This window comes from Micrococcus sp. PSi08 (assembly GCF_054960655.1).
This window is the reverse complement of record NZ_JBHNYP010000006.1, coordinates 48,793-68,884: the sequence shown is the minus strand read 5'-3', so window position 1 is coordinate 68,884 and position 20,092 is coordinate 48,793. Positions and strand designations below refer to the sequence as shown.

Annotated in this window: 19 protein-coding genes and 3 tRNA genes; 12 read left to right on the top strand and 10 right to left on the bottom strand. The window is 73.0% G+C overall.

What is annotated here, in order from left to right; translation table 11 throughout:
• The first annotated feature begins 174 nt into the window (after positions 1 to 174).
• Positions 175 to 1,641 carry a helix-turn-helix domain-containing protein gene (locus tag ACFI33_RS03215; protein WP_051995313.1) on the top strand — a complete coding sequence of 489 codons (1,467 nt, stop codon included), beginning with the start codon at positions 175 to 177 and terminating at the stop codon, positions 1,639 to 1,641.
• Between the two features lie 59 nt (positions 1,642 to 1,700).
• On the opposite strand, the gene fbaA is transcribed toward ACFI33_RS03215, so the two are convergent.
• Positions 1,701 to 2,723 carry a class II fructose-bisphosphate aldolase gene (gene fbaA / locus ACFI33_RS03210; protein ID WP_036341084.1) on the bottom strand — a complete coding sequence of 341 codons (1,023 nt, stop codon included), beginning with the start codon at positions 2,721 to 2,723 and terminating at the stop codon, positions 1,701 to 1,703.
• Between the two features lie 196 nt (positions 2,724 to 2,919).
• Between fbaA and ACFI33_RS03205 the strand changes: the two genes are divergently transcribed.
• Together ACFI33_RS03205 and ACFI33_RS03200 are read left to right on the top strand one after the other, a co-directional pair.
• Positions 2,920 to 4,275, top strand: a complete 1,356-nt coding sequence (locus tag ACFI33_RS03205; RefSeq protein ID WP_078025970.1) for a lipase family protein — start codon at positions 2,920 to 2,922, stop codon at positions 4,273 to 4,275.
• A 51-nt stretch (positions 4,276 to 4,326) separates the two neighbouring features.
• Complete coding sequence (locus ACFI33_RS03200) at positions 4,327 to 5,223, top strand: SMP-30/gluconolactonase/LRE family protein (protein ID WP_127445862.1); 897 nt, start codon at positions 4,327 to 4,329, stop codon at positions 5,221 to 5,223.
• A 124-nt stretch (positions 5,224 to 5,347) separates the two neighbouring features.
• On the opposite strand, the gene ACFI33_RS03195 is transcribed toward ACFI33_RS03200, so the two are convergent.
• Positions 5,348 to 5,989, bottom strand: a complete 642-nt coding sequence (locus ACFI33_RS03195; RefSeq protein ID WP_170748090.1) for a TrmH family RNA methyltransferase — start codon at positions 5,987 to 5,989, stop codon at positions 5,348 to 5,350.
• Positions 5,986 to 6,354 (bottom strand): hypothetical protein, encoded by a 369-nt coding sequence (locus ACFI33_RS03190; protein ID WP_127445861.1) that lies wholly within the window; start codon positions 6,352 to 6,354, stop codon positions 5,986 to 5,988. Before ACFI33_RS03190 ends, ACFI33_RS03195 begins: the two co-directional genes overlap by 4 nt.
• Before the next feature lie 69 nt (positions 6,355 to 6,423).
• Here ACFI33_RS03190 and ACFI33_RS03185 point away from each other — a divergent pair, with 69 nt between their 5' ends.
• A complete protein-coding gene (locus tag ACFI33_RS03185) occupies positions 6,424 to 7,509 on the top strand; it encodes a magnesium and cobalt transport protein CorA (RefSeq protein ID WP_036340280.1) in 1,086 nt (361 codons plus the stop codon).
• Positions 7,510 to 7,537: 28 nt separating this feature from the next.
• On the opposite strand, the gene pyrE is transcribed toward ACFI33_RS03185, so the two are convergent.
• On the bottom strand, positions 7,538 to 8,134 hold the full coding sequence (gene pyrE, locus ACFI33_RS03180; protein ID WP_036316789.1) for an orotate phosphoribosyltransferase: 597 nt from the start codon (positions 8,132 to 8,134) through the stop codon (positions 7,538 to 7,540).
• A gap of 58 nt (positions 8,135 to 8,192) precedes the next feature.
• Between pyrE and ACFI33_RS03175 the strand changes: the two genes are divergently transcribed.
• The 6 genes from ACFI33_RS03175 to ACFI33_RS03150 all read left to right on the top strand — a co-directional run bounded on the left by ACFI33_RS03175 (position 8,193) and on the right by ACFI33_RS03150 (position 15,010).
• A complete protein-coding gene (locus ACFI33_RS03175; RefSeq protein ID WP_060973770.1) occupies positions 8,193 to 8,639 on the top strand; it encodes a MarR family winged helix-turn-helix transcriptional regulator in 447 nt (148 codons plus the stop codon).
• A 58-nt stretch (positions 8,640 to 8,697) separates the two neighbouring features.
• Entirely contained in the window at positions 8,698 to 9,606 is a 909-nt protein-coding gene (nadE, locus tag ACFI33_RS03170; protein WP_127435332.1) for an ammonia-dependent NAD(+) synthetase, read from the top strand.
• A 44-nt stretch (positions 9,607 to 9,650) separates the two neighbouring features.
• Positions 9,651 to 10,478, top strand: coding sequence for an exodeoxyribonuclease III (locus tag ACFI33_RS03165; RefSeq protein ID WP_049147818.1), 828 nt, complete (start codon positions 9,651 to 9,653; stop codon positions 10,476 to 10,478).
• 18 nt (positions 10,479 to 10,496) lie between these two features.
• Complete coding sequence (locus ACFI33_RS03160) at positions 10,497 to 11,399, top strand: hypothetical protein (protein ID WP_462623756.1); 903 nt, start codon at positions 10,497 to 10,499, stop codon at positions 11,397 to 11,399.
• A 112-nt stretch (positions 11,400 to 11,511) separates the two neighbouring features.
• Complete coding sequence (locus ACFI33_RS03155) at positions 11,512 to 13,335, top strand: glycoside hydrolase family 13 protein (protein WP_036383521.1); 1,824 nt, start codon at positions 11,512 to 11,514, stop codon at positions 13,333 to 13,335.
• A 208-nt stretch (positions 13,336 to 13,543) separates the two neighbouring features.
• On the top strand, positions 13,544 to 15,010 hold the full coding sequence (locus tag ACFI33_RS03150; RefSeq protein WP_462623755.1) for an amino acid permease: 1,467 nt from the start codon (positions 13,544 to 13,546) through the stop codon (positions 15,008 to 15,010).
• 84 nt (positions 15,011 to 15,094) lie between these two features.
• Here the strand turns inward: ACFI33_RS03150 and ACFI33_RS03145 are convergent, their stop codons facing one another.
• Positions 15,095 to 16,954 (bottom strand): BCCT family transporter, encoded by a 1,860-nt coding sequence (locus tag ACFI33_RS03145; RefSeq protein ID WP_127435248.1) that lies wholly within the window; start codon positions 16,952 to 16,954, stop codon positions 15,095 to 15,097.
• Positions 16,955 to 17,155: 201 nt separating this feature from the next.
• Here ACFI33_RS03145 and ACFI33_RS03140 point away from each other — a divergent pair, with 201 nt between their 5' ends.
• Positions 17,156 to 17,422 carry a hypothetical protein gene (locus ACFI33_RS03140; RefSeq protein WP_127435247.1) on the top strand — a complete coding sequence of 89 codons (267 nt, stop codon included), beginning with the start codon at positions 17,156 to 17,158 and terminating at the stop codon, positions 17,420 to 17,422.
• 7 nt (positions 17,423 to 17,429) lie between these two features.
• On the opposite strand, the gene ACFI33_RS03135 is transcribed toward ACFI33_RS03140, so the two are convergent.
• From ACFI33_RS03135 to ACFI33_RS03120, 4 genes are all read right to left on the bottom strand, one after another.
• Positions 17,430 to 18,044, bottom strand: coding sequence for a cysteine hydrolase family protein (locus tag ACFI33_RS03135; protein WP_127435246.1), 615 nt, complete (start codon positions 18,042 to 18,044; stop codon positions 17,430 to 17,432).
• Between the two features lie 92 nt (positions 18,045 to 18,136).
• A tRNA-Phe gene (locus ACFI33_RS03130) sits at positions 18,137 to 18,212 on the bottom strand.
• Between the two features lie 72 nt (positions 18,213 to 18,284).
• Positions 18,285 to 18,358 (bottom strand) — tRNA-Asp (locus ACFI33_RS03125).
• 116 nt (positions 18,359 to 18,474) lie between these two features.
• A tRNA-Glu gene (locus ACFI33_RS03120) sits at positions 18,475 to 18,547 on the bottom strand.
• Between the two features lie 125 nt (positions 18,548 to 18,672).
• On the opposite strand from ACFI33_RS03120, the gene ACFI33_RS03115 reads away from it, so the two are divergent.
• On the top strand, positions 18,673 to 19,068 hold the full coding sequence (locus tag ACFI33_RS03115; RefSeq protein WP_036341550.1) for a metallopeptidase family protein: 396 nt from the start codon (positions 18,673 to 18,675) through the stop codon (positions 19,066 to 19,068).
• A 7-nt stretch (positions 19,069 to 19,075) separates the two neighbouring features.
• Here ACFI33_RS03115 and ACFI33_RS03110 read toward each other — a convergent pair whose 3' ends face one another.
• Entirely contained in the window at positions 19,076 to 20,050 is a 975-nt protein-coding gene (locus ACFI33_RS03110; protein ID WP_036316765.1) for a universal stress protein, read from the bottom strand.
• Positions 20,051 to 20,092: the final 42 nt, after the last annotated feature.

Genomic DNA, 20,092 nt, shown 5'->3' with positions numbered 1-20,092 from the left:
TCTGGAGCACAAAATCGGTGGAAACTCCGGCCGTTCCTGCCACTGGGTCAGAACGTGACAGTCCTTGCGCCCCGGTGTGGTCTGGATCACGGCAACGGCCCCCCGCTTGTCAAGAATGTGACTTTCTTTCCGAAACACGTGATCTCCTCCCCGGTTCCGTCTACAGTTCCGCGCATGATGACCCGCCCGCTTCCCGAGGACAGCGCGACCGTGGACGCCGTCGCGCTGGGCCGCCGCGTCCGGCACCTGCGCAAGCAGGCCGGCCTCACCCTGGACCAGCTCGCGGAGCACACGGGAGTGAGCGGCTCGCACCTGTCCCTCGTGGAGAACGCCCGCCGCGAGCCGCGGCTCTCGCTGGTCCAGCGGATCGCCGAGGTCCTGGGCGTGCCGGTCGAGGACCTGCTCACCGGCCGGGCCCCCACCCGGCGGGCCGAACTGGAGATCGAGGTCGAACGGTTCGCGCGCTCGGAGCACTACGCCTCCCTCGGCCTGCCCCCGCTGCGCATCGGGCCCCGCACCCCCACCGAGGTCCTCGAGGTGATCGCGGGGCTGGAGGCCGAGCTGCGCCGTCGCCTGGAGGAGCAGGCCGCCACCCCCGAGGAGGCGCGCCGCGCCAACGCCCAGCTGCGCGCCCGGATGCGCGCGGTGGACAACCACTACCCCGACCTCGAGGCCGAGGCGCATCGGCTGCTCGACGCGATCGGCCACACGGGCGGGCCGCTGGGCCTGCACGCGGTCTCGGAGCTGGCCGAGCACCTCGGCTTCACCCTGCGCTTCGTCCCGGACCTGCCGCACTCCACGCGCTCCGTCACGGACCTCAAGCACGGGCGCATCCACATCAGCGGCTCCCGCTCCTCAGACCATGACCGCCGCACCGTGGTGCTCCAGGCCCTCGCCGCCGCCGTCCTGGGCCACGGCGAGCCGCGGGACTACGAGGACTTCCTCGCCCAGCGTGTGGCGGTGAACTACCTGGCGGGCGCGCTGCTCATGCCGCAGCGGGCGGCGTCGTCGCTGCTGCGGGCCGCCCAGAAGCGCCGGGACCTGTCCGTGGACGACCTGAAGGACGCGTTCGGCGTCTCCTACGAGGCCGCCGCGCACCGGTTCACCAACCTGGCCACCGTGGACCTGGGCATCCGCTGCCACTTCCAGAAGGTCCACGAGACCGGGGTGATCCACAAGGCCTACGAGAACGACGGGATCGTGTTCCCCGCCGACCACACCGGTGCGATCGAGGGCCAGCAGGCGTGCCGGAAGTGGGGCGCACGGCAGGCCTTCTCCCGCAACGACCGGTTCCGCGCCCACACGCAGTACACGGACTCGCCCAACGGGACGTTCTGGTGCACCTCGATGATCGAGAACGGCCCCGACGGGCTGTTCGCCCTCTCCGTGGGCACCCCGTTCGAGCATGCCCGGCACTTCCGCGGCGCGGACACCCGCCACCGGGTCACCTCCACGTGCCCCGATCCGCGCTGCTGCCGCCGCCCCGACCCCGAGCTCGAGGCCGCGTGGGGCGGGCACGTGTGGCCCGCGGCCCGCATGCACGCGCATCTGCTGGCGGCCATGCCCACGCAGACCTTCCCCGGTGTGGACGAGCGTGAGGTCTTCGAGTTCCTCCAGGCCCAGGAGGAGCGGGAGGGCTGAGGACGACGCCGGCCCGCACCCTCACGCGAGGGTGCGGGCCGGCGCGGCGGACGGCGGGGTCAGCCGATGCTCTTGCCGGCCGAGTTCAGCTCGGTGCAGGCCTGGACCACGCGGGCGGCCATGGCCTCCTCGGCCTTGGCGCCCCACACGCGGGGGTCGTACTGCTTCTTGTCGCCGACCTCGCCGTCGACCTTCAGGACGCCGTCGTAGTTCTCGAACATGTGCCCGGCCACGGGTCGGGTGAACGCGTACTGGGTGTCCGTGTCCACGTTCATCTTCACGACGCCGTACTCCACCGAGTCGGCGATCTCCTGGGCGGCGGAGCCGGAGCCGCCGTGGAACACGAGGTCGAACGGGCGCTCCCTGCCGAACTTCTCACCCACGGCCTGCTGGATCTCCTGCAGGATCTCCGGGCGCAGCTTCACGTTGCCCGGCTTGTAGACACCGTGCACGTTGCCGAAGGTCAGCGCGGTGAGGTAGCGACCGTTCTCGCCGAGGCCGAGTGCCTCCACCGTGGCGATGCCGTCCGCCACGGTGGTGTAGAGCTTCTCGTTGATCTCGTGGGCCACGCCGTCCTCCTCGCCGCCCACGACGCCGATCTCCACCTCAAGGATCTGCTTGTTGGCGTGGGTGCGGGCGAGCAGCTCGCGGCCGATCCGCAGGTTCTCCTCGAGGGTCTCGGCGGAGCCGTCCCACATGTGGGAGTTGAAGATCGGGTCGCGCCCGGCCTTCACCTCGGCCTCGGAGGCGTCCAGCAGGGGCAGGACGAAGTCCTCGAGCTTGTCCTGGGGGCAGTGGTCCGTGTGCAGGGCGATGTTCACGGAGTGCTTCTTGGCGACCTCGCGCGCGAACGCGGCGAACGCCAGCGAGCCGGCGACCATGTCCTTCACGGAGGAGCCGGAGAAGTAGGCGGCACCGCCGGTGGAGACCTGGATGATGCCGTCCGAGCCGGCCTCGGCGAAGCCGCGGATGGCGGCGTTCAGGGTCTGGGAGCTGGTGACGTTGATCGCCGGGTAGGCGAAGGCGCCGTTCTTGGCGGCGTCGATCATCTCGGCGTACTTCTCCGGGGATGCGATGGGCATGCTGCAGCTCCTAGGCGTCGTCGACTCAGGCAGGCGGGGGAGCGCGGCGGGCGCGACACCCTCGGGCTCATCCTATCCGCGCGGCCGGACCCGCCCCAGGGCCCCGGGCCCGACGGCGACGCCAACCTGGGCACGGCCCCGTCGCTGGCCTAGGGTGAGATGCGTCACATCTGCATCCCAGAGACCGGAGACCACCATGGCCCCCGTACGCCGCCCCTCCCGCCCCCTCGCCCTGGCCGCCGCCGTGGCCGTCGTCGCCGGGTTCGGCGCGCCGCACGCGGCCCTGGCCCAGGAGTCCGCCCCGGCCCCCGACGCGCCGGAGGTGAGCTCCGCCGTCGAGGACCTCTCGCAGCCGGCCACGACGGCCGAGGACGCCCGCTGGAACGCGGCCCGGGACGCCCTGGCGGCCGCCTCGGCCGACGACCCCTTCTACCTGCCGCCCACCACCCTGCCCTCGACCCCCGGCGCCCTGATCCGCACCGAGCCCACCGCCTTCTACCTGGACCCGGTGCGACTGGTGCAGGTGCCGGCGCACGCCACGCGCATCATGTACGCCTCGCAGGACGCCCAGGGCCGACCCATCGCCGTGACCGGCACCGTGCTGACCCCCACCGCCCCGTGGACGGGCGCCGGCGAGCGCCCCGTGATCGGCTACGCGGTGGGCACCCAGGGCGCGGCGGACCGCTGCGCCCCCTCCCGCACCCTCTCCACCGGCGTGCAGTACGAGGGCGTCGGGATCACGTCCCTGCTGAGCCGCGGCCACGCCGTGGTGGTCACCGACTACGAGGGCCTGGGCACCCCGGGCACGCACACCTACATGGTCCGGGAGGCCCAGGCGCACGCCGTCCTCGACGCGGTGCGCGCGGCCGCCCAGGTGGCGGGGTCGGGCGTCACCGCGACCGCGCCGGTCGCGCTCGCGGGCTACTCGCAGGGCGGCGGGGCGGCCGCGGCCGCGGCCGAGCTCGCGCCCGACTACGCCCCGGAGCTGGACCTCAAGGGCGCCTACGCGGGCGCCCCGCCGGCCGACCTCGTGCAGGTCGCGGGCCGGATCGACGGCGGTCTCTACGCGGCCTTCCTGCTCTACGCGATGGCCGGGCAGCTCGCCGCGTACGACGTGGACCCGGCCACGCACCTCAACGAGACCGGCCTGACGGCCCTCGACGGCGCGGCCGAGACCTGCCTGGCAGGCAGCCTCGCCTACGCGCACCTCGACTCCGCCACGCTGACCCACACGGGGCAGGACTTCCCTGAGCTCGTCCGCTCCGACGCCGAGCTGGCCGGGATCCTCGCCGAGCAGCGGATCGGCGCGCAGGGCCGCCGTCCCGATGTGCCGGTGATGATCGCGCACTCCGTCACGGACGACGTCATCCCGTACCGCGCCGGCCGCGACCTGGGCCGCCGCTGGTGCGCGGAGGGCGCGCGGGTGCGCTTCGACCCGCTCCTCACCCCGACCCACGTGGGCGGCCACGTGGCCTCCCTGCCGCGGATGGGGGCGTTCCTGGACGCGACCCTCGCCGACCGCTGGACCGCCGACTCGTGCGGGTGGTTCTGAGCCTCGGCTAGCGTCGGGGCCAGGACCGTCCCGCCCACCGAAGGAGCAGTCATGCGCGCCGAGCAGGTCACCGATCCCATCGCCTACCACGGCGAGGGCCCCGTCTGGGCCGCCTCCTGGGGCGCCGCCGCCGAGGGCGTGACCGCCGGCGGCGGCCTGCGCTGGGTGGACATGCTCGCCGGGGACGTCCTGTCCCTGCGCGCCGACGGGACGGTGGACCGCACGCACGTCGGCGACGTGGCCGCCGCGCTGCGCCCGCGTGCCGGGGGCGGCGCCGTCGTCGCGGTGGAGCGGGGCTTCGCCCTGATCTCGCCCGAGGGCGAGCTGACGACGCTGCCCGAGCTGTGGGGCGCGGACGCCGGGATCCGCATGAACGAGGGCGGCTGCGACCCGGACGGCCGGTTCTACTGCGGCACCATGGCGTACGCCAAGACCCCCGGCGCCGCGAACCTCTACCGGCTCGCCCCCGGACCCGACGGCGGCGCCGGCGAGGTGGACGTCGTGCTGACCGGCGCGACGACGTCCAACGGCCTCGAGTGGAGCCCGGACGGCACACGGGCCTACTACAACGACACCCCCACACGGCAGGTGGCCGTGTTCGACTACTCCCGCGAGGAGGGCCTGACGAACCGCCGCGTGCTCGTGGACGTGCTCGACGGGGAGGGCAAGCCGGACGGACTCACCGTGGACGCCGAGGGCGGGATCTGGGTGGCCGTGATCAGCCACGGGCAGATCCACCGGTACACGCCCGAGGGGACGCTCGACGAGGTGGTCGAGGTGCCCGTGCAGAAGACCACGGCCTGCACCTTCGGCGGCGACGACCTCGGCACCCTCTACATCACCACCTCCTGGGAGAACATGGAGCGCGGCGAGGACCCGTTGGCCGGGGCCCTGTTCGCCGTCCGCCCGGGGGTGACGGGCCTGCCGGTCCGGCCCTTCGCGGGCTGAGGCCGTCACGCCGCACGTCGTCGGCGCGGTCCTGCGCGGTCCTGCGCCGTTCTGCGCGGCGAGCCAGACGAATCTGCGGTCCAGAGGCTCCTTTCAGCGCGGAATCGTCTGGCTCGCGCCGGACTCAGGGGACGGCCGCGTGCTGCCGAATCCACGCGTGCATCGCGATGCCGGCGGCCACGCCCGCGTTGATCGAGCGGGTGGAGCCGTACTGCGCGATGGACAGCACCGCGCTCGACGCCGCCCGCACCTCCGCAGAGAGCCCCGGCCCCTCCTGCCCGAAGACGAGCACGCAGGCGCGCGGGAAGTCGAAGGTCTCCACCGGCACCGACTCGGGGAACAGGTCCACGCCGAGCACGGGCAGCCCCTCCCCCGCCGCCCACTCCGTGAACGCCTCCACCGTCTCGTGGTGGCGCACGTGCAGGTAGCGGTCGGTGACCATGGCGCCGCGCCGGTTCCAGCGGCGCCGCCCGATGATGTGCACCCCGGCGGCGTTGAACGCGTTGGCGGTGCGCACGACGGTGCCGATGTTCAGGTCGTGCTGCCAGTTCTCGATGGCCACGTGGAACGGGTGGCGCCGCGCGTCGAGGTCCGCGACGATCGCCTCGAGGCTCCAATAGCGGTAGTGGTCGAGCACGTTGCGGCGGTCGCCGTGCGCGAGCAGCTCCGGGTCGTAGCGGGGGTCCTCCGGCCACGGGCCGGTCCACGGGCCCACGCCGACCTCGCGGGGCGCGGCGCCGTCCTCGGCCGGCGCGGGCTCGCTCAGCGGCCGGCCTCGGACCGGTCGACGGCGGCCCAGGCGGCCCCGGCGGACACCGCGGCCACGGAGAGCACCGCCGGCCACGCACCGATCTTCTTGGCCAGCGGGTGGGAGGCGCCGAAGCCGCCGAGGTACAGGGCGGCCAGGCCCCCGGTGACGGCCGGCCCACGCGTGGCCAACCACGTCCGGCCGGCATACAGGCCGGCGGTGGCCAGCACGACACCGCCGAGCGGCCGGATGCCGGTCTCACGGGCGGTCAGGTAGCCGCCGATCAGACCGAATGCGGTGACCGGGGCCGTGGAGACGGCGTGGGCGGGGAGCAGGGTCTTGCCGTCGCGGACGACGGGCGGGGCATGACGCGGAGTCTTCATGGCGCCACCGTAGCGCGCGCATCCTGGAATCCGCCGGGGGCCGCCGTCGGGGAGAATGTCCGGGTGAGCATGATCGACAACGCCGTGTACGTGGACGGGCGGCGCGTCCACGCCCCCTCCACCCTCGAAGACACCTGGGAGGCGTGCGAGCGCACCGGCGGCATGGCCTGGCTGGGCCTGTACCGCCCGGACATGGCCGAGCTCCAAGCGGTCGCGGAAGAGCTGCGCCTGCACCCGCTCGCCGTCGAGGACGCCCTCACCGGGGGCGAGCGCGCCAAGCTGGACCGCTACGGCGAGGACTCGTTCATGGTCCTGCACCCGGCCCGCTACATCGACCGCACCGAGACCGTGGAGTTCGGCGAGCTGAGCGTCTTCACCGGCGAGCACTACGTGGTGACGGTGCGTCACGCGGAGGAGCCGGACCTGGCCGCCGTGCGTCGGTTCCTGGAGACGGAGGGCCGCGAGCGCCTCGCGATGGGGCCGTGGCAGGTCACCCTGGAGATCCTGGACCGGGTCGTGGACGACTACTTCCCCGTGGCCGACGGCCTCGAACAGGACATCGAGGAGATCGAGGGCCAGGTCTTCGCCGGCGACGGGCACGTCTCCCGGCGCATCTACCAGCTCTCCCGCGAGGTGCTGAACTTCCAGCACGCCATCCGCGCGCTGCCGTCCATCGTGGAACAGCTCCAGGAGGAGGTGCGCACCCGCCTGCACGAGGACACCCGCCGCCTCGACGCCGACGGCCTGCCCCGGCGCGACGACGCCCACGCCTGGGAGGACGAGGAGCTCAGCGATCAGGCGCGCCTCGAGGTGGAGAACCTGCGCCGCCTGCGTGACGTCCACGACCACACCGTCCAGATCAACGAGCGCGTGACGACCATGCGCCAGATGCTCCACAGCGCCCTCGAGCTGGACTCGACGCTGGCGTCGAAGCGGCTGTCCGAGCAGTCGATCGCCCAGAACGAGCAGGTCAAGCAGATCTCGTCCTGGGCGGCGATCATCTTCGCGCCGCAGCTGGTGGGCTCGGTCTACGGCATGAACTTCGACGGCATGCCCGAGCTGCACTGGACGTTCGGCTATCCGTTCGCCCTGGGACTCATGCTGGCGGTGGCCCTCACGCTGTTCGTGCTGTTCAAGCGCGCGGACTGGCTCTAGGCGGGCGGCGCGCGGGGCAGTCCGAGGCTCAGTCGAGGCCGAGCTCGTCCTTGCCGAACGCGTACAGGTACGGCACCCCCGCCTCCTCGGCCACGCGCTCGGCGGCGCCGGTCGCGCGGTCCACGATCACGGCCACGGCCTGGACGTCGCCGCCCGCGTTGCGCACGCCCTCGACGGCGGTCAGCGCGGAGCCGCCCGTCGTCGAGGTGTCCTCCAGCACGACGACGCGGCGCCCGTCCACGCCCGGGCCCTCCACCTGCCGGCCCATGCCGTACGACTTCTGCGCCTTGCGCACCACGAACGCGTCGAGCGCGCGGCCCACGGTGCCGGCCTGATGCATCATCGCGGTGGCCACGGGGTCGGCGCCCATGGTCAGGCCGCCCACCGCGTCGAACTCGATCCCGTTCTCCTCGAGCAGGCGCAGCATCACGCGGCCGATCAGTGGGGCGGCCTCGTGGTGCAGGGTGACACGACGCAGGTCCACGTAGTAGTCCGCCTCCTTGCCGGAGGACAGGGTCACCCGGCCGTGCACCACGGCCAGCTCCTGGATGAGCTGCTTGAGCCGCTCGCGGTCCTGCTCGGGCGTGGGGACGGTGGGGGTCTGCGCGTCGGTCATGCCGCCCATGCTAGTGCGAGCCCGGCCACCCCTGCCGATTCCGTCCCGGCCTGGCTAGGCTCGGGTTATGAGCGAGATCCCGCACGACGACGCCCCCGTCCAGCATCCCTCCGGCCTGCCCCTGGCGCACTGGCTCACCCTCACCGAGGGCCTGATCGCGGCGCGCGTGGCCGAGAGCCTCGAGGAGCACGGCCTGACCCGCGCCCAGTGGCAGCTGCTGAACACCCTCACGGTGGCCCCGCAGTCCCGTGCCGAGCTCGAGGCCGGCTTCGAGGAGGAGCAGCGCGGCGCGGTGTCCGGTCAGATCGAGGAGCTGGTCGAGTCCCACTGGGTGACGGTCGAGGGCGACCTCTACACCCTCACCGCCACGGGCCGCACCGCGGGCGCCCGCGTCGGCGAGGCGGTCGAGGCCCTGCGTGCCGAGGCGACGGCGGACGTCCCGCGGGACCAGATCGACGACGCCGTCCGCGTCCTGCGCCGCATCGCCCGCAACCTGGGGCACCCGGACGCGTGAGCCGCCGTCGCCGGTCGCCCCTGTCCCCGTGCGCGGCGCCGGTCCTACGCTGACCGGCATGCGTGAACTCCAGCAGCGGATCATCGCCGAGCAGTGCGTCCTCCCTGAGATCGACCCCGCGGCCGAAGTCGAACGGCGCGTGGCCTTCCTCGCCGACTACCTCGCGGCCACGGGCGCGTCCGGCTTCGTCCTGGGCATCTCCGGCGGCGTGGACTCCACCGTGGGCGGCCGGCTGGCCCAGCTCGCCGTCGAGCGTCGCCGCGCCCAGCTCGGCGTCACGGACGCCGTCGCCCTGGGCGGCCCCGACACCACTCCGCCGGGTGAGGCGGGGGTGGGCGCCGACGTCGTGCCCTCCCGCGAGAACCCCCGGTTCACCGCCGTGCGCCTGCCCTACAAGGTGCAGCACGACGAGGCGGATGCCCGGGCGGCCATGGACTTCGTGGGTGCGGATCAGGACGTCACCCTGAACATCGCGGAGGCCGTGCAGGGTCTGGCCGCCGCCTTCGCCGAGGCGGTGGGGGAGCCGATCTCGGACTACAACCAGGGCAACGTGAAGGCCCGCATCCGCATGACGGCCCAGTACGCGGTGGCCGGCGCCCACGGGCAGCTGGTGATCGGCACGGACCAGGCGGCGGAGGCCATCACGGGCTTCTACACGAAGTTCGGCGACGGCGGCGCGGACGTCCTGCCGCTGGCCGGCCTGAACAAGCGGCAGGTGCGGGCGCTGGGCCGCGAACTCGGAGCCCCCGAGCCCCTGTGGAACAAGGTGCCCACCGCGGACCTGCTGGACGGCACGCCGGGCCAGACGGACGAGGCCGAACTCGGGATGACGTACGAGGACATCGACGACTACCTCGAGGGCAAGGACGTCCCTACCGAGGTCGCGGAGAAGCTCGAGGGCATCTGGCTCCGCAGCCGCCACAAGCGCACCACGCCGGTGACGATCCACGACGATTGGTGGCGCTGAGGCGCCGATCCCACGGTGTCCGCGCCCTTCGATAGCCTGGCCGGGTGAAGATCGCCACCTGGAACGTCAACTCCCTCCGTGCCCGCGCCGACCGCGTCGAGGCCTTCCTCGAGCGCCATGACATCGACGTCCTGGCCATCCAGGAGACCAAGTGCCGGGACGAGAACTTCCCGTGGGAGCTCTTCGAGCGCGCCGGCTACGAGGTGGTGCACAACGGCACCTCGCAGTGGAACGGCGTGGCCATCGCCTCCCGCGTCGGCCTGAGCGACGTGCAGCGCGGCTTCCCCGGCCAGCCGCACTTCGGCAAGGGCGGCGTGGACCCGCAGGAGGAGTCCCGCGCCATCGGGGCGACCGTGGGCGCCGAGGCGGCCGACGGCGTCGCCCCGGTCCGCCTGTGGAGCCTGTACGTGCCCAACGGGCGCGGCCTGGAGAACGAGCACATGGGCTACAAGCTCGAGTGGCTGCGCGTGCTCCAGGAGCACGCGGCCGCTCGCCTCGCCGAGGACCCGGACACCCGGCTCGCCCTGACCGGCGACTGGAACATCGCTCCGCAGGACGAGGACGTGTGGGACATCGAGCTGTTCCAGCGCGAGGGCTACACGCACGTCTCCCCGCCCGAGCGCGCGGCGTTCCGCGCGTTCGAGGACGCCGGGCTGGTGGACGTGGTGCGCCCGCGCCACCCCGGCCCCGGCGTGTACACGTACTGGGACTACACGGGCCTGGCCTTCCCCAAGAAGAAGGGCATGCGCATCGACTTCCAGCTGTGCTCCCCCGCCCTCGCACGGACGGTCACGGACGCCTGGATCGACCGCGAGGAGCGCAAGGGCAAGGGCGCCTCGGACCACGCGCCCGTGGTCGTCGAGCTGGGCTGAACCACGGACGAGCCCGCGATGACCCACGACGACGACGGCCCGCCCCCGGGTGTCGCGCGCGGCACCGCGCACCTGCGCGTCTTCCAGCCGCTGGCCGCGTTCCCGGACGCGGTCCAGGCGCGACTGATCGCCGGCGGCCACCGCACGCGCGCCGAGGTGGAGGCCGAGGCGGCGGAGCGGGCCCGGCGTCGCCTGGCCCGGCCCGTGGCCGACCCGTTCCCGGAGCCCGGTGAGGACGACCTGGTGCGGGTCCTGCAGGACGAGCACCGCTCCGCGTTCTACTGCCCGGACGAGCGGGGCCTGCGGGCCGAGATGGCCGCGGCCGTGCTCGAGGAGACGATGCTGCCGCGGCTGCACGAGGCCGCCATCCCGCCGGCAGCGCGGGCCATGAACCGCGGCCGCGCCCTCGTGGCGCTCGAGGAGGAGTGGGGCCTCTCCCCCGACCCGGACGCGGCGGGCGAGGACCCGCACGGCGAGGACGGCGCGTCGGACCACCACCGCGTGCAGACGCGCACCGCCACGTGGGGTGTGCCGCACGGCTGGCTCACGGTGTTCGACCCCGAGGAGGCCGTGCAGCGCCTCGTGGACGGCGAGCGCACGGCGTACCGGCGCGCGCCGATCGTGGCCGCCCGGGAGCGGGCCGGGCACGCGGCGGCGGTGCTCGCGCGGCACGCCCCGGATGCGGAGCTGATCGGTGAGCTCACGGTGATGGTGGAGTGGCTCGGCGCGTTCCACCCCGACTCGTGGGTGGAGTTGGACTACGGCGGCCTCACGCGGCATGTGTGGCCGGACGACTCCGTCTTCGACCTGTGGACGCTCATCGACGCCCTCGAGGAGGGTGACGAGGCGACCGCCGGCGTCGCGCAGGAACGGCTGAACCGCCGCTGGGCCACCGTCGGGATGCTGGCCCGGCTGACCTGAGCCGGCCCGGCGCACCGGGGTGGGGCTGCCCCGGGCGCCCGAGACGCACACCACGCCGCCGACGCCGCCCACGCGGGGCGCGCACTCCGGTGTCGGGCCTAGGGTGGATCCCATGACCACGCAGCGCCTGAGCACCCCGCCCTCGGAAGCCCGGAACCGGCCCGTCACGCCATGGTGGGTGGACGCCGTGATCTACCAGGTGTACCCGCGCTCCTTCGCGGATGCGGACGGGGACGGCATGGGCGACCTGCGCGGCGTCACCTCGCGCCTCGATTACCTGGCCCAGCTCGGCGTGGACGCGATCTGGCTCTCGCCCTTCTACCTCTCCCCGCAGCACGACGCCGGCTACGACGTCGCGGACTACCGCGCCGTGGACCCGCGGTTCGGCACGCTCGCGGACGCGGACGAGATGATCGCCGCCGCGCACGAGGCCGGCATCCGCGTGGTCGTGGACCTCGTGCCGAACCACACCTCGTCCGAGCACGCGTGGTTCCAGGCCGCCCTGGCCGCCGGCCCCGGCTCCCCCGAGCGCGCCCGCTACCACTTCGCCGAGGGCCGCGGCGAGCACGGCGAGCTGCCCCCCAACAACTGGGAGTCCACGTTCGGCGGCGGGGCCTGGACCCGCGTGACCGAGGCGGACGGCACCCCGGGCCAGTGGTACCTGCACCTGTTCGACACCACGCAGCCGGACCTGAACTGGGAGAACGAGGAGGTGCGCGAGGAGTTCCGCTCCATCCTGCGGTTCTGGCTGGACCGCGGCGTGGACGGCTTCCGAGTGGACGTGGCCCACGGGCTCATCAAGCAGCCCGGCTACCCGGACGCCGAGCACTCCCGCATGGGCATGGTCACGGACGCGGGCGAGGACGCCGACCCCACGTTCGACCCGGACACCTTCGAGCCGCTCACCCCGTTCATGGACCAGGACCGCGTCCACGAGGTCTACCGGGACTGGCGGCGGGTCCTGGACTCCTACGACCACGAGCCGATGATGGTGGCCGAGGCGTGGGTGGCCCCGCTCTCGCGGATGTTCCGGTACGTCCGCCCCGGCGAGATGCACCAGACCTTCAACTTCACCTACCTCATGGCCGGCTGGGACGCCGCCTCGCTGACCCACGCGATCGACCGGTCCTTCGAGCAGGCCGGCCGGGTCGGCGCCCCGAACACCTGGGTGCTCTCGAACCACGACACGGTGCGCCACGCCTCCCGCTACGGCCTCGCCGACCCGAGCTCCTACCCCGCCGGCATCACGGCCGAGGACGAGCAGCCAGACGAGGCGGTCGGTCGCCGTCGGGCCCGCGCCGCCGCGATGGTGGAGCTGGGCCTGCCCGGCTCCGCGTACATCTACCAGGGCGACGAGCTGGGCCTGCCCGAGCACACCACCCTCGCCGCCGAGCACCGCCAGGACCCGTACTTCTTCCGCACGGACGGCAAGGAGCCCGGCCGCGACGGCTGCCGCATCCCTCTGCCGTGGGCCGCCGACGAGCCGTCCTACGGCTTCTCGACCCCCGCGGACGACGACGGCCCCGCGTCCGCCGCCGAGGGCGTCGCCGCGCCGTGGCTGCCCCAGCCCGCGTCCTTCCGAGCGCTGGCGGCGGACCGGCAGGTCGGCGTCGAGGGCTCCGTGTTCGAGCTGTACCGGCGTCTGCTGCAGATCCGCGGCGAGCTCGACCTGGGCACGGGCACGTTCGCGTGGTCCGAGCACCACGACCCCACACGCGGCGTGCTGGCGTTCACGGTCACCTCGGGCGGTGGCCGGCACCTGGGCTCGGGCGAGCCGATCCCGGCGCGCACCGTGCTCGTGATGGCGAACCTGTCGACCGAGCCCGTCGACCTGCCCGCGAACCATTCCCGGGCCCTGTTCTCCCTCGAGGAGGCGGAGGCCGTGCAGGACGGGCGGCTCGCGCACGACGCCGCCGCGTGGCTGCTCATGGACTGAGCCCGGCGCGCCCCGGGACCCGCCGGGGCGCCACGGACCTTCCGCGGGGAATCCGCGGTGGGCGAGGTCACATCATCCGGCCTGGCCGGACGAACGCGACGTAACGTCCACGATGACTTGCATCACACCGGACAAAGTGGCATGAACGCTGTATCACGAGTCACCATGGCGTGTCCTGATCCACCCCCCCTTCGAGCGGAGACTTCACGTGAGCACCTCCCCCTCCGGCTCCCGCGTCGCCGAGACCGGCGCGGCCACCGCGGACCGCGGGCAGCTGCACCGCGGCCTGAGCCAGCGGCACATCATGTTCATCGCCCTGGGCACGGCGGTGGGCACCGGCCTCTTCTACGGCTCGGCCGGCGGCATCCAGGCCGCCGGGCCGGGCGTGATCCTGTCCTTCCTCGTCGCGGGCGCCGCCGTGTTCCTCGTGATGCGCGCCCTCGGCGAGATGACGCTCCGGGAGCCCGTCTCCGGGTCCTTCGCCGCCTACGCCTCCCGTTATCTCGGCCCCTTCGCCGGCTACGTGACCGGCTGGACCTTCGTCTTCGAGCTGGCCGTCGTGATCGTCGCGGACACCGCCGCCATCACCACGTACATGGCGTTCTGGTTCCCGGGGGTCCCGGCCTGGGCCTGGGTCGCGCCCACGATCCTCGTGGTCGGCCTGATCAACTTCACGCACGTCGGCAACTTCGGTGAGGCCGAGTTCTGGCTGACGCTCGTGAAGGTCGGGGCCATCGTGGCGATGATCTTCGGCGGTGTGATCCTGCTCTTCACCGGCGCCTCCACCGCGGACGGCACCCAGGCCAGCCTGGCGAACCTCGTGGACCACGGCGGATTCCTGCCGCACGGCATCCTGGGCGTGCTGACCGCGCTCACCATCGTGACGTTCTCCTTCGGCGGCATCGAGACCCTCGGCGTGGCCGCGGGCGAGGCCAAGAACCCGGAGAAGGTGCTGCCCAAGGCCATCAACACGGTGCCGATCCGCATCCTGTTGTTCTACGTGCTGACGATGGCGGTCATCATGGCCCTCGTCCCCTGGAACCAGGTGGACGGCAAGGCCAGCCCGTTCGTGCAGATCTTCGAGGGCCTCGGCGTCCCCTTCGCCCCGCACCTGCTGAACTTCGTGGTGCTCACCGCCGCCGTCTCCGCGATCAACGCCTGCATCTACGCGTCCGGTCGCCTGCTCTACGCGATGGCCCACGACGGCCAGGCACCCCGGGCCTTCACCCACACCAACCGCGGCGGCGTGCCGTGGCTGTCCGTGGCCGTGATGCTGGGCGTGATGGTGCTCGGCGCGGTGCTGATCACCGTGGACCCGAACGCCTTCAGCCTGGTGGCCGGCGTCGCCTCGTTCGCCGTGGTGCTGACCTGGGCCATGATCTTCCTGTCCCACCGCGCCATGCGCAGGCGCGTCGCGGAGCAGGGCGCGGAGCCGTCCCCCTTCCCCATGCCGCTGGGCGGCGTCGGCACCTACCTGGGCCTGGCGTTCGTGGCCACCGTGGTGATCACCATGGCCACCATCCCGGATTCGCGCCAGGCGCTCATCATCGGTCTCGTGTGGGTCGCGGTCCTGACCCTCGCCTGGTTCGTCACGGGCACCCGCACGTCGGCCGCGGCCCACGACCGCACCGGCACCCTGCCGGTGGTCCGCACCCGCCAGTCCCACGAGGACTGACCCCCACGACGACGACGGCCCCTGTCCCGCGCGGGACAGGGGCCGTTCTCGTCGGGGCCGGGAGGTCGCCCGGGAGGCCGGACGTCAGTGCTCGTGGCGGCGCAGCCGGGGGCGGCGGGGCCCCTCTGAGGCCGGGACGCCGGCGGCCGCATCGGCGATCCGCTGCTGGTGGTCCCGGCTGAGCGAGGCCCACCACTGCGAGGCCGCCACGGGGCCGGCGTCGACCACCTCGTCGTCGTCGGACTCGAGGCCCAGGCGGTCCTTGATGGAGGCCAGCATGGCCTGGCGGCGCACCGCCTCCACCCGCGCCACGGAGTAGCCGAGCGAGCGGAACGTGGCCAGGCAGATCAGCAGCATCAGCACGGAGAACGGCAGGCCGATGGTGATGGCCAGGACCTGGATCGCGGACAGGCCGCCCGCGGCCAGCAGTGCCGCGGCCATGAGCGAGGTGGCGATGGCGAAGAAGATCTTCACCGTGGCCTTCGGGTTCACGTCGCCGCCCGTGGCGAGCATGCCCATCACGAGCGAGCCCGAGTCGGCGGAGGTGATGAAGAAGATGCCCGAGAGGATGATGGCGCCGACCACGAGCATCGTGCCCGCGGGCAGCTGCTCGAGCACCTGGAAGAGCGCGGTGTTCGAGTCGATGGCGCCGTCCGCGCCCACCACGGAGGTGTACCCGGCCGGGCGGGTGGTCTCGAGGAAGATCGCGGTGCCGCCCAGGATGCCGAACCAGACCACGCCCACCATGGTGGGCACCAGCAGCACGCCGGCGATGAACTCGCGCACGGTGCGACCGCGCGAGATGCGGGCGATGAAGATGCCGACGAACGGCGTCCAGGACATCCACCAGCCCCAGTAGTACGCGCTCCAGCCGGCCTGCCACGCGTCGCCCTCGGCGCCGTAGAACGCGGAGACGTTGAGCGAGTTCGCGAAGAAGTACTGCATGTAGGAGCCGAGGGACTGCACCATCTCCTTGAACAGGAACGCGGTGGGTCCCACGATCGCGATGAACAGCAGCAGGCCGGCGGCCAGGATCAGGTTGGTGTTGGACAGCCACTTCATGCCGCGCTCCACGCCGGAGACCACGGTGTAGAGCACCACGCAGGTGACCGCGCCGATCATGGCGTACTCGAGCCAGGGGCTGTCCTCGGGCACGATGCCCAGCGCGCGCAGGCCCGCGGACATCTGGGTGACCCCGAGGCCCAGCGAGGTGGCCACGCCGAAGACGGTGCCGATGAGGGCGATGTTGTCGATCAGGTGGCCCCAGCCGCCGCGCACGCGGCGCTCGCCGATCAGCGGCTCGAAGGCCCAGCGCAGCGCGAGGGGACGGCCGCGCCGGTGGATGGCCAGCGCGACCGCCACGCCCACCACCGCGTAGATCGCCCAGGGCTGCAGGCCCCAGTGCAGGAACGTGGTGGCCAGCGCCGACTGGGCGGCCTCCGCCTGGGTGGGGTTGGCGGCCGCCACGTCGGGCCGCGGATCGGTGAAGTGCATGAGCGGCTCGGTCATGCCGAAGAACACGAGGCCGATGCCCATGCCCGCCGCGAAGAGCAGGGAGAACCAGGACAGCGTGGAGAACTCGGGCTTCTCATCGGGCTTGCCCAGCGTGATCCCGCCCTTGCGGGAGAACGCGAGGTAGCCGCAGAACAGCACGAAGAACAGAGCGACGAGCGCGTACCACCACGAGAAGTTCGTGATGATGGCCTGCTGGACCAGGCCGATGCCCACGGTCATCTGCTCGGGGGCGAGTAGTGTGGCCACCACGAAGGAGAGCACGATGACCGCGGAGGGCCAGAACACCCACGGCAGCAGGACGCGGTCGCGGGCGGCCGCGGCGGAGGTGGCAGGGGCGACGCCGGCGTCGGGGGCGGTCGCCGAGGACGGATGGTTCCCGGGTTGCTCGGGGATCATGGGCTCGGTCGAGGGCGGTGTCGGATCGCTCATCCTCCCGACCTTACGTGGTCCCGCACGCCGGCTCCCTGCCTGAGACGCGGCCGAGCGGACGGTCTCACCCGGTGGGGTGACCGCGCCCACGGCCCCGGCGCGGGCGTCCCCTGGTGAGGCGTGGGCGGCCTCACTAGGGTGTGGGGCACCACGACGACGGCGGCGCCGGACGGGCCCGCCCGCGAGAGGAAGGACCGCACCATGACCGACGTCCCCTTCGAGGACCGCGAGGACGAACGAGAGCTCGAGACGGACCTGCTCGCCGATCCCAACGCCGCCGGCGACCCCGAGCCGGAGGACGGCCGCGACGGCCAGCCCGTGCGCGGCGGCTCGGACGACCCGCAGCACCGGGCCGGGGAGGGACGTGCCCCGGACTCCCTGCGCAATGCGGAGTCCGCCGCCATGCACATCGAGGAGGACGCCCAGGACCGCACGCGTACGGACGAGGGCGACGTCGAGATCCTGTGACCGCCCCTCAGCCCCGGTCGGGGACGAGGCCGGTGCGCAGGAGGGTGAGTGCCTCGTCCTGCCCGAGGAGCGGCTGACGCATCTCGGCGCGGAGGAAGTCGAGCATCGCGGCGGCCAGCGCCGGCTCTTCGGAGGCGATCGCGTCCGTCGCGATCGCGGCGTGGAAGTCGAGGGCGAACGCGGCCGTGGCGGTCTCGGCGATGCAGCTGTGGGTGGAGACGCCGCACAGCAGGAGCCGATCCACCCCGCGGCCCCGCAGCTCGGCCGCCAGTCCCGTGCCGTGGAAGGCGGAGTCCCGGGTCTTCACGACCTCGACGGCGTCCGGGGCGGCCGCCGCGACCCCGTCGAGCAGAGCCGCCTGCCGGGTGCCCGGGAAGGCGAAGCCCTCGCCGTCGGCCAGCATGTTCAACGTCCACGTGGAGCGGTCCCGCGCGTGCTCGGTCCGCACCAGGAAGACGGGACGGCCGGCCTCGCGCGCGGTCCGGAGCAGTTCCACGACCGCCGCCGTCAGCTCGGCCTGCTGGGCGGCCAGCGCGGGATGCTCGAAGTAGCTGTGCTGGACGTCGATCACCACAAGCGCGGTCTCGCCGCCGGTCGCGCGGGGGGAGGGGCGATCGGGCATCGACCCAGTGTGCCCACCGCGTCGCCGTCTGTCAGCGGCCCGTCGCCCCGGACGACGAAGGCCCCCCGCGTCTGCGGGGGGCCTTCTCGAAGTGGTGGCTCCGACCGGCGTCGATCCGGTGACCTTACGATTTTCAGTCGTACGCTCTACCAACTGAGCTACAGAGCCCGGCGACCTTCGTCACCAGGACCATGCGTCACCGGACTCCGTTTCCGAATGCCGGTGATCGGACGATCCGAGCGACCCTGACGGGACTTGAACCCGCGACCTCCGCCGTGACAGGGCGGCGCGCTAACCAACTGCGCTACAGGGCCATGTTCTGTTGTTCTCGCCGCTTTCGCAACGAGTGGAAACTCTAGCAGAGCCTCCGAGCGTCGTGCAAATCCACGCTCCACGTGCCGTTCCGGCCGCCGAGGGCGGCCGTTCTGCGTACCCCCAACGGGATTCGAACCCGTGTCGCCGCCGTGAAAGGGCGGTGTCCTAGGCCTCTAGACGATAGGGGCAGGTCCGATGTCGAGATTCCCGAGGTGGACCCTGGGAGTCTATGGTGGCCGCACACCCTCCGGCAAGTCCGGCCGCCGGCCGGCCGCCCTCCGCACCGCGGAGCCCCGCACCCCCAGGAGCCGCCGTGGACCACCGCCCGTCGCCCGACCAGCCCGCCGCCACGTGGATGAGCGAGCAGGAGTTCGACGACGCCGTCTCCGCGGCCCTCGCCCGTATCCCCGACGAGCTGGCACGGCTGCTGACGAACGTCGTCGTGGTGGTGGAGGACGAGTACGAGCCGCAGCGCTGGGAGGACCCGACCACCGAGCTCTTCGGCCTCTACGAGGGCGTGCCGCTGACCGAGCGCGCCGAGTTCGCGTGGCAGATGCCGGACCGGATCGTGGTGTTCCGCGGTCCACTCACCCGCCATTGCACCTCCCGCGCCGAGCTCGAGGACGAGATCACCGTCACCGTCATGCACGAGGTGGGGCATTTCTTCGGCATCTCCGAGGAGCGCCTCCACGAGCTCGGCTGGGGCTGAACGCCGGTCAGGACTCCGGCTGGTCCTGGACCGGGCCGAACGAGGCGCGGCGGCTGAGGCGGACGTCCTCGCGGAACGGGACGACGAGCACCGGGCCCTTCGCGTGGTCCGCGACGCCGCGGCTCGTGGAGCCGACGATCGCACCGGCGAAGCCGCCCAGACCGCGCGTGCCCACCACGGTGAGGCAGGCGGTGGCGCTCTGGTCCACCAACACGTCCACGGGGGTGCCGTCCACGAGCTCGGTGAGGACCTCGAGGCCGGGGAACTCGGAGCGGATCCACGCGGCGCCGGCGTCGAGACGCTCGCGCAGCTCCCGCTCTCGGGCCTCCTCGTCCAGGCTGACGGCCAGCCACGCGGCGTTCGCGCCCAGGGGCGGGACGGCGCACACGAGCTTCAGCGGCGCCTGGCGGAGGCGGGCCTCCTCAGCGGCCTCGAGAGCGGCGGCACGGCCCTGCTCGGAACCGTCGACGCCCACCACGACGGCGGTCCTGTCCCCCGCGCGACTGGCCTCGACCCCGGCGGGGATGAGGGCGACGGGGCAGTGCGCGTGGCCGGGCAGCGCGGCGGCCACCGAGCCGAGCAGGCGACCCATGAAGCCGCCGCGGCCGCGGGCGCCCGAGACGAGCAGGGAGGCGTCGGCGGAGAGCTCCACGAGGACGCCGGCCGCGTCGCCGATCTCCACGCGCAGCTCCGGACGCACCCCGTCGGCGTCGAGCTTGCCGGCGACCTCCTCCAGGAGGGCCTGCACGCCCTCGCGGAGGCGGGAGTCGTCCAGGACGGCGCCGCCGGCGTCCGCGCCGTAGCCCCAGTACGCGGGGATCGAGTAGGCGGTGACGAGGGTCAGCGGCTCGCCGCGCAGGGCGGCCTCGCGCTGGGCCCAGCGGGCGGCGGAGACGGACTGGTCGGAGCCGTCCACACCCACCAGGACGCCGAGCGGTGCGTCCTCACGGCGGGGGGCGGCGGGCTGGGTCTGGGCGGACATGGCGACCTCCTCGAGTCAGACTCGACGGGCCCCGGGCGGACC

Bases quoted from the DNA above. Each gene is read 5' to 3' on its own strand.
- ACFI33_RS03215 (WP_051995313.1), top strand. From the start codon at position 175: ATGATGACCCGCCCGCTTCCCGAGGACAGCGCGACCGTGGACGCCGTC.
- fbaA (WP_036341084.1), bottom strand. From the start codon at position 2,723: ATGCCCATCGCATCCCCGGAGAAGTACGCCGAGATGATCGACGCCGCC.
- ACFI33_RS03205 (WP_078025970.1), top strand. From the start codon at position 2,920: ATGGCCCCCGTACGCCGCCCCTCCCGCCCCCTCGCCCTGGCCGCCGCC.
- ACFI33_RS03200 (WP_127445862.1), top strand. From the start codon at position 4,327: ATGCGCGCCGAGCAGGTCACCGATCCCATCGCCTACCACGGCGAGGGC.
- ACFI33_RS03190 (WP_127445861.1), bottom strand. From the start codon at position 6,354: ATGAAGACTCCGCGTCATGCCCCGCCCGTCGTCCGCGACGGCAAGACC.
- ACFI33_RS03185 (WP_036340280.1), top strand. From the start codon at position 6,424: ATGATCGACAACGCCGTGTACGTGGACGGGCGGCGCGTCCACGCCCCC.
- pyrE (WP_036316789.1), bottom strand. From the start codon at position 8,134: ATGGGCGGCATGACCGACGCGCAGACCCCCACCGTCCCCACGCCCGAG.
- ACFI33_RS03175 (WP_060973770.1), top strand. From the start codon at position 8,193: ATGAGCGAGATCCCGCACGACGACGCCCCCGTCCAGCATCCCTCCGGC.
- nadE (WP_127435332.1), top strand. From the start codon at position 8,698: ATGCGTGAACTCCAGCAGCGGATCATCGCCGAGCAGTGCGTCCTCCCT.
- ACFI33_RS03160 (WP_462623756.1), top strand. From the start codon at position 10,497: ATGACCCACGACGACGACGGCCCGCCCCCGGGTGTCGCGCGCGGCACC.
- ACFI33_RS03155 (WP_036383521.1), top strand. From the start codon at position 11,512: ATGACCACGCAGCGCCTGAGCACCCCGCCCTCGGAAGCCCGGAACCGG.
- ACFI33_RS03145 (WP_127435248.1), bottom strand. From the start codon at position 16,954: ATGAGCGATCCGACACCGCCCTCGACCGAGCCCATGATCCCCGAGCAA.
- ACFI33_RS03140 (WP_127435247.1), top strand. From the start codon at position 17,156: ATGACCGACGTCCCCTTCGAGGACCGCGAGGACGAACGAGAGCTCGAG.
- ACFI33_RS03135 (WP_127435246.1), bottom strand. From the start codon at position 18,044: ATGCCCGATCGCCCCTCCCCCCGCGCGACCGGCGGCGAGACCGCGCTT.
- ACFI33_RS03110 (WP_036316765.1), bottom strand. From the start codon at position 20,050: ATGTCCGCCCAGACCCAGCCCGCCGCCCCCCGCCGTGAGGACGCACCG.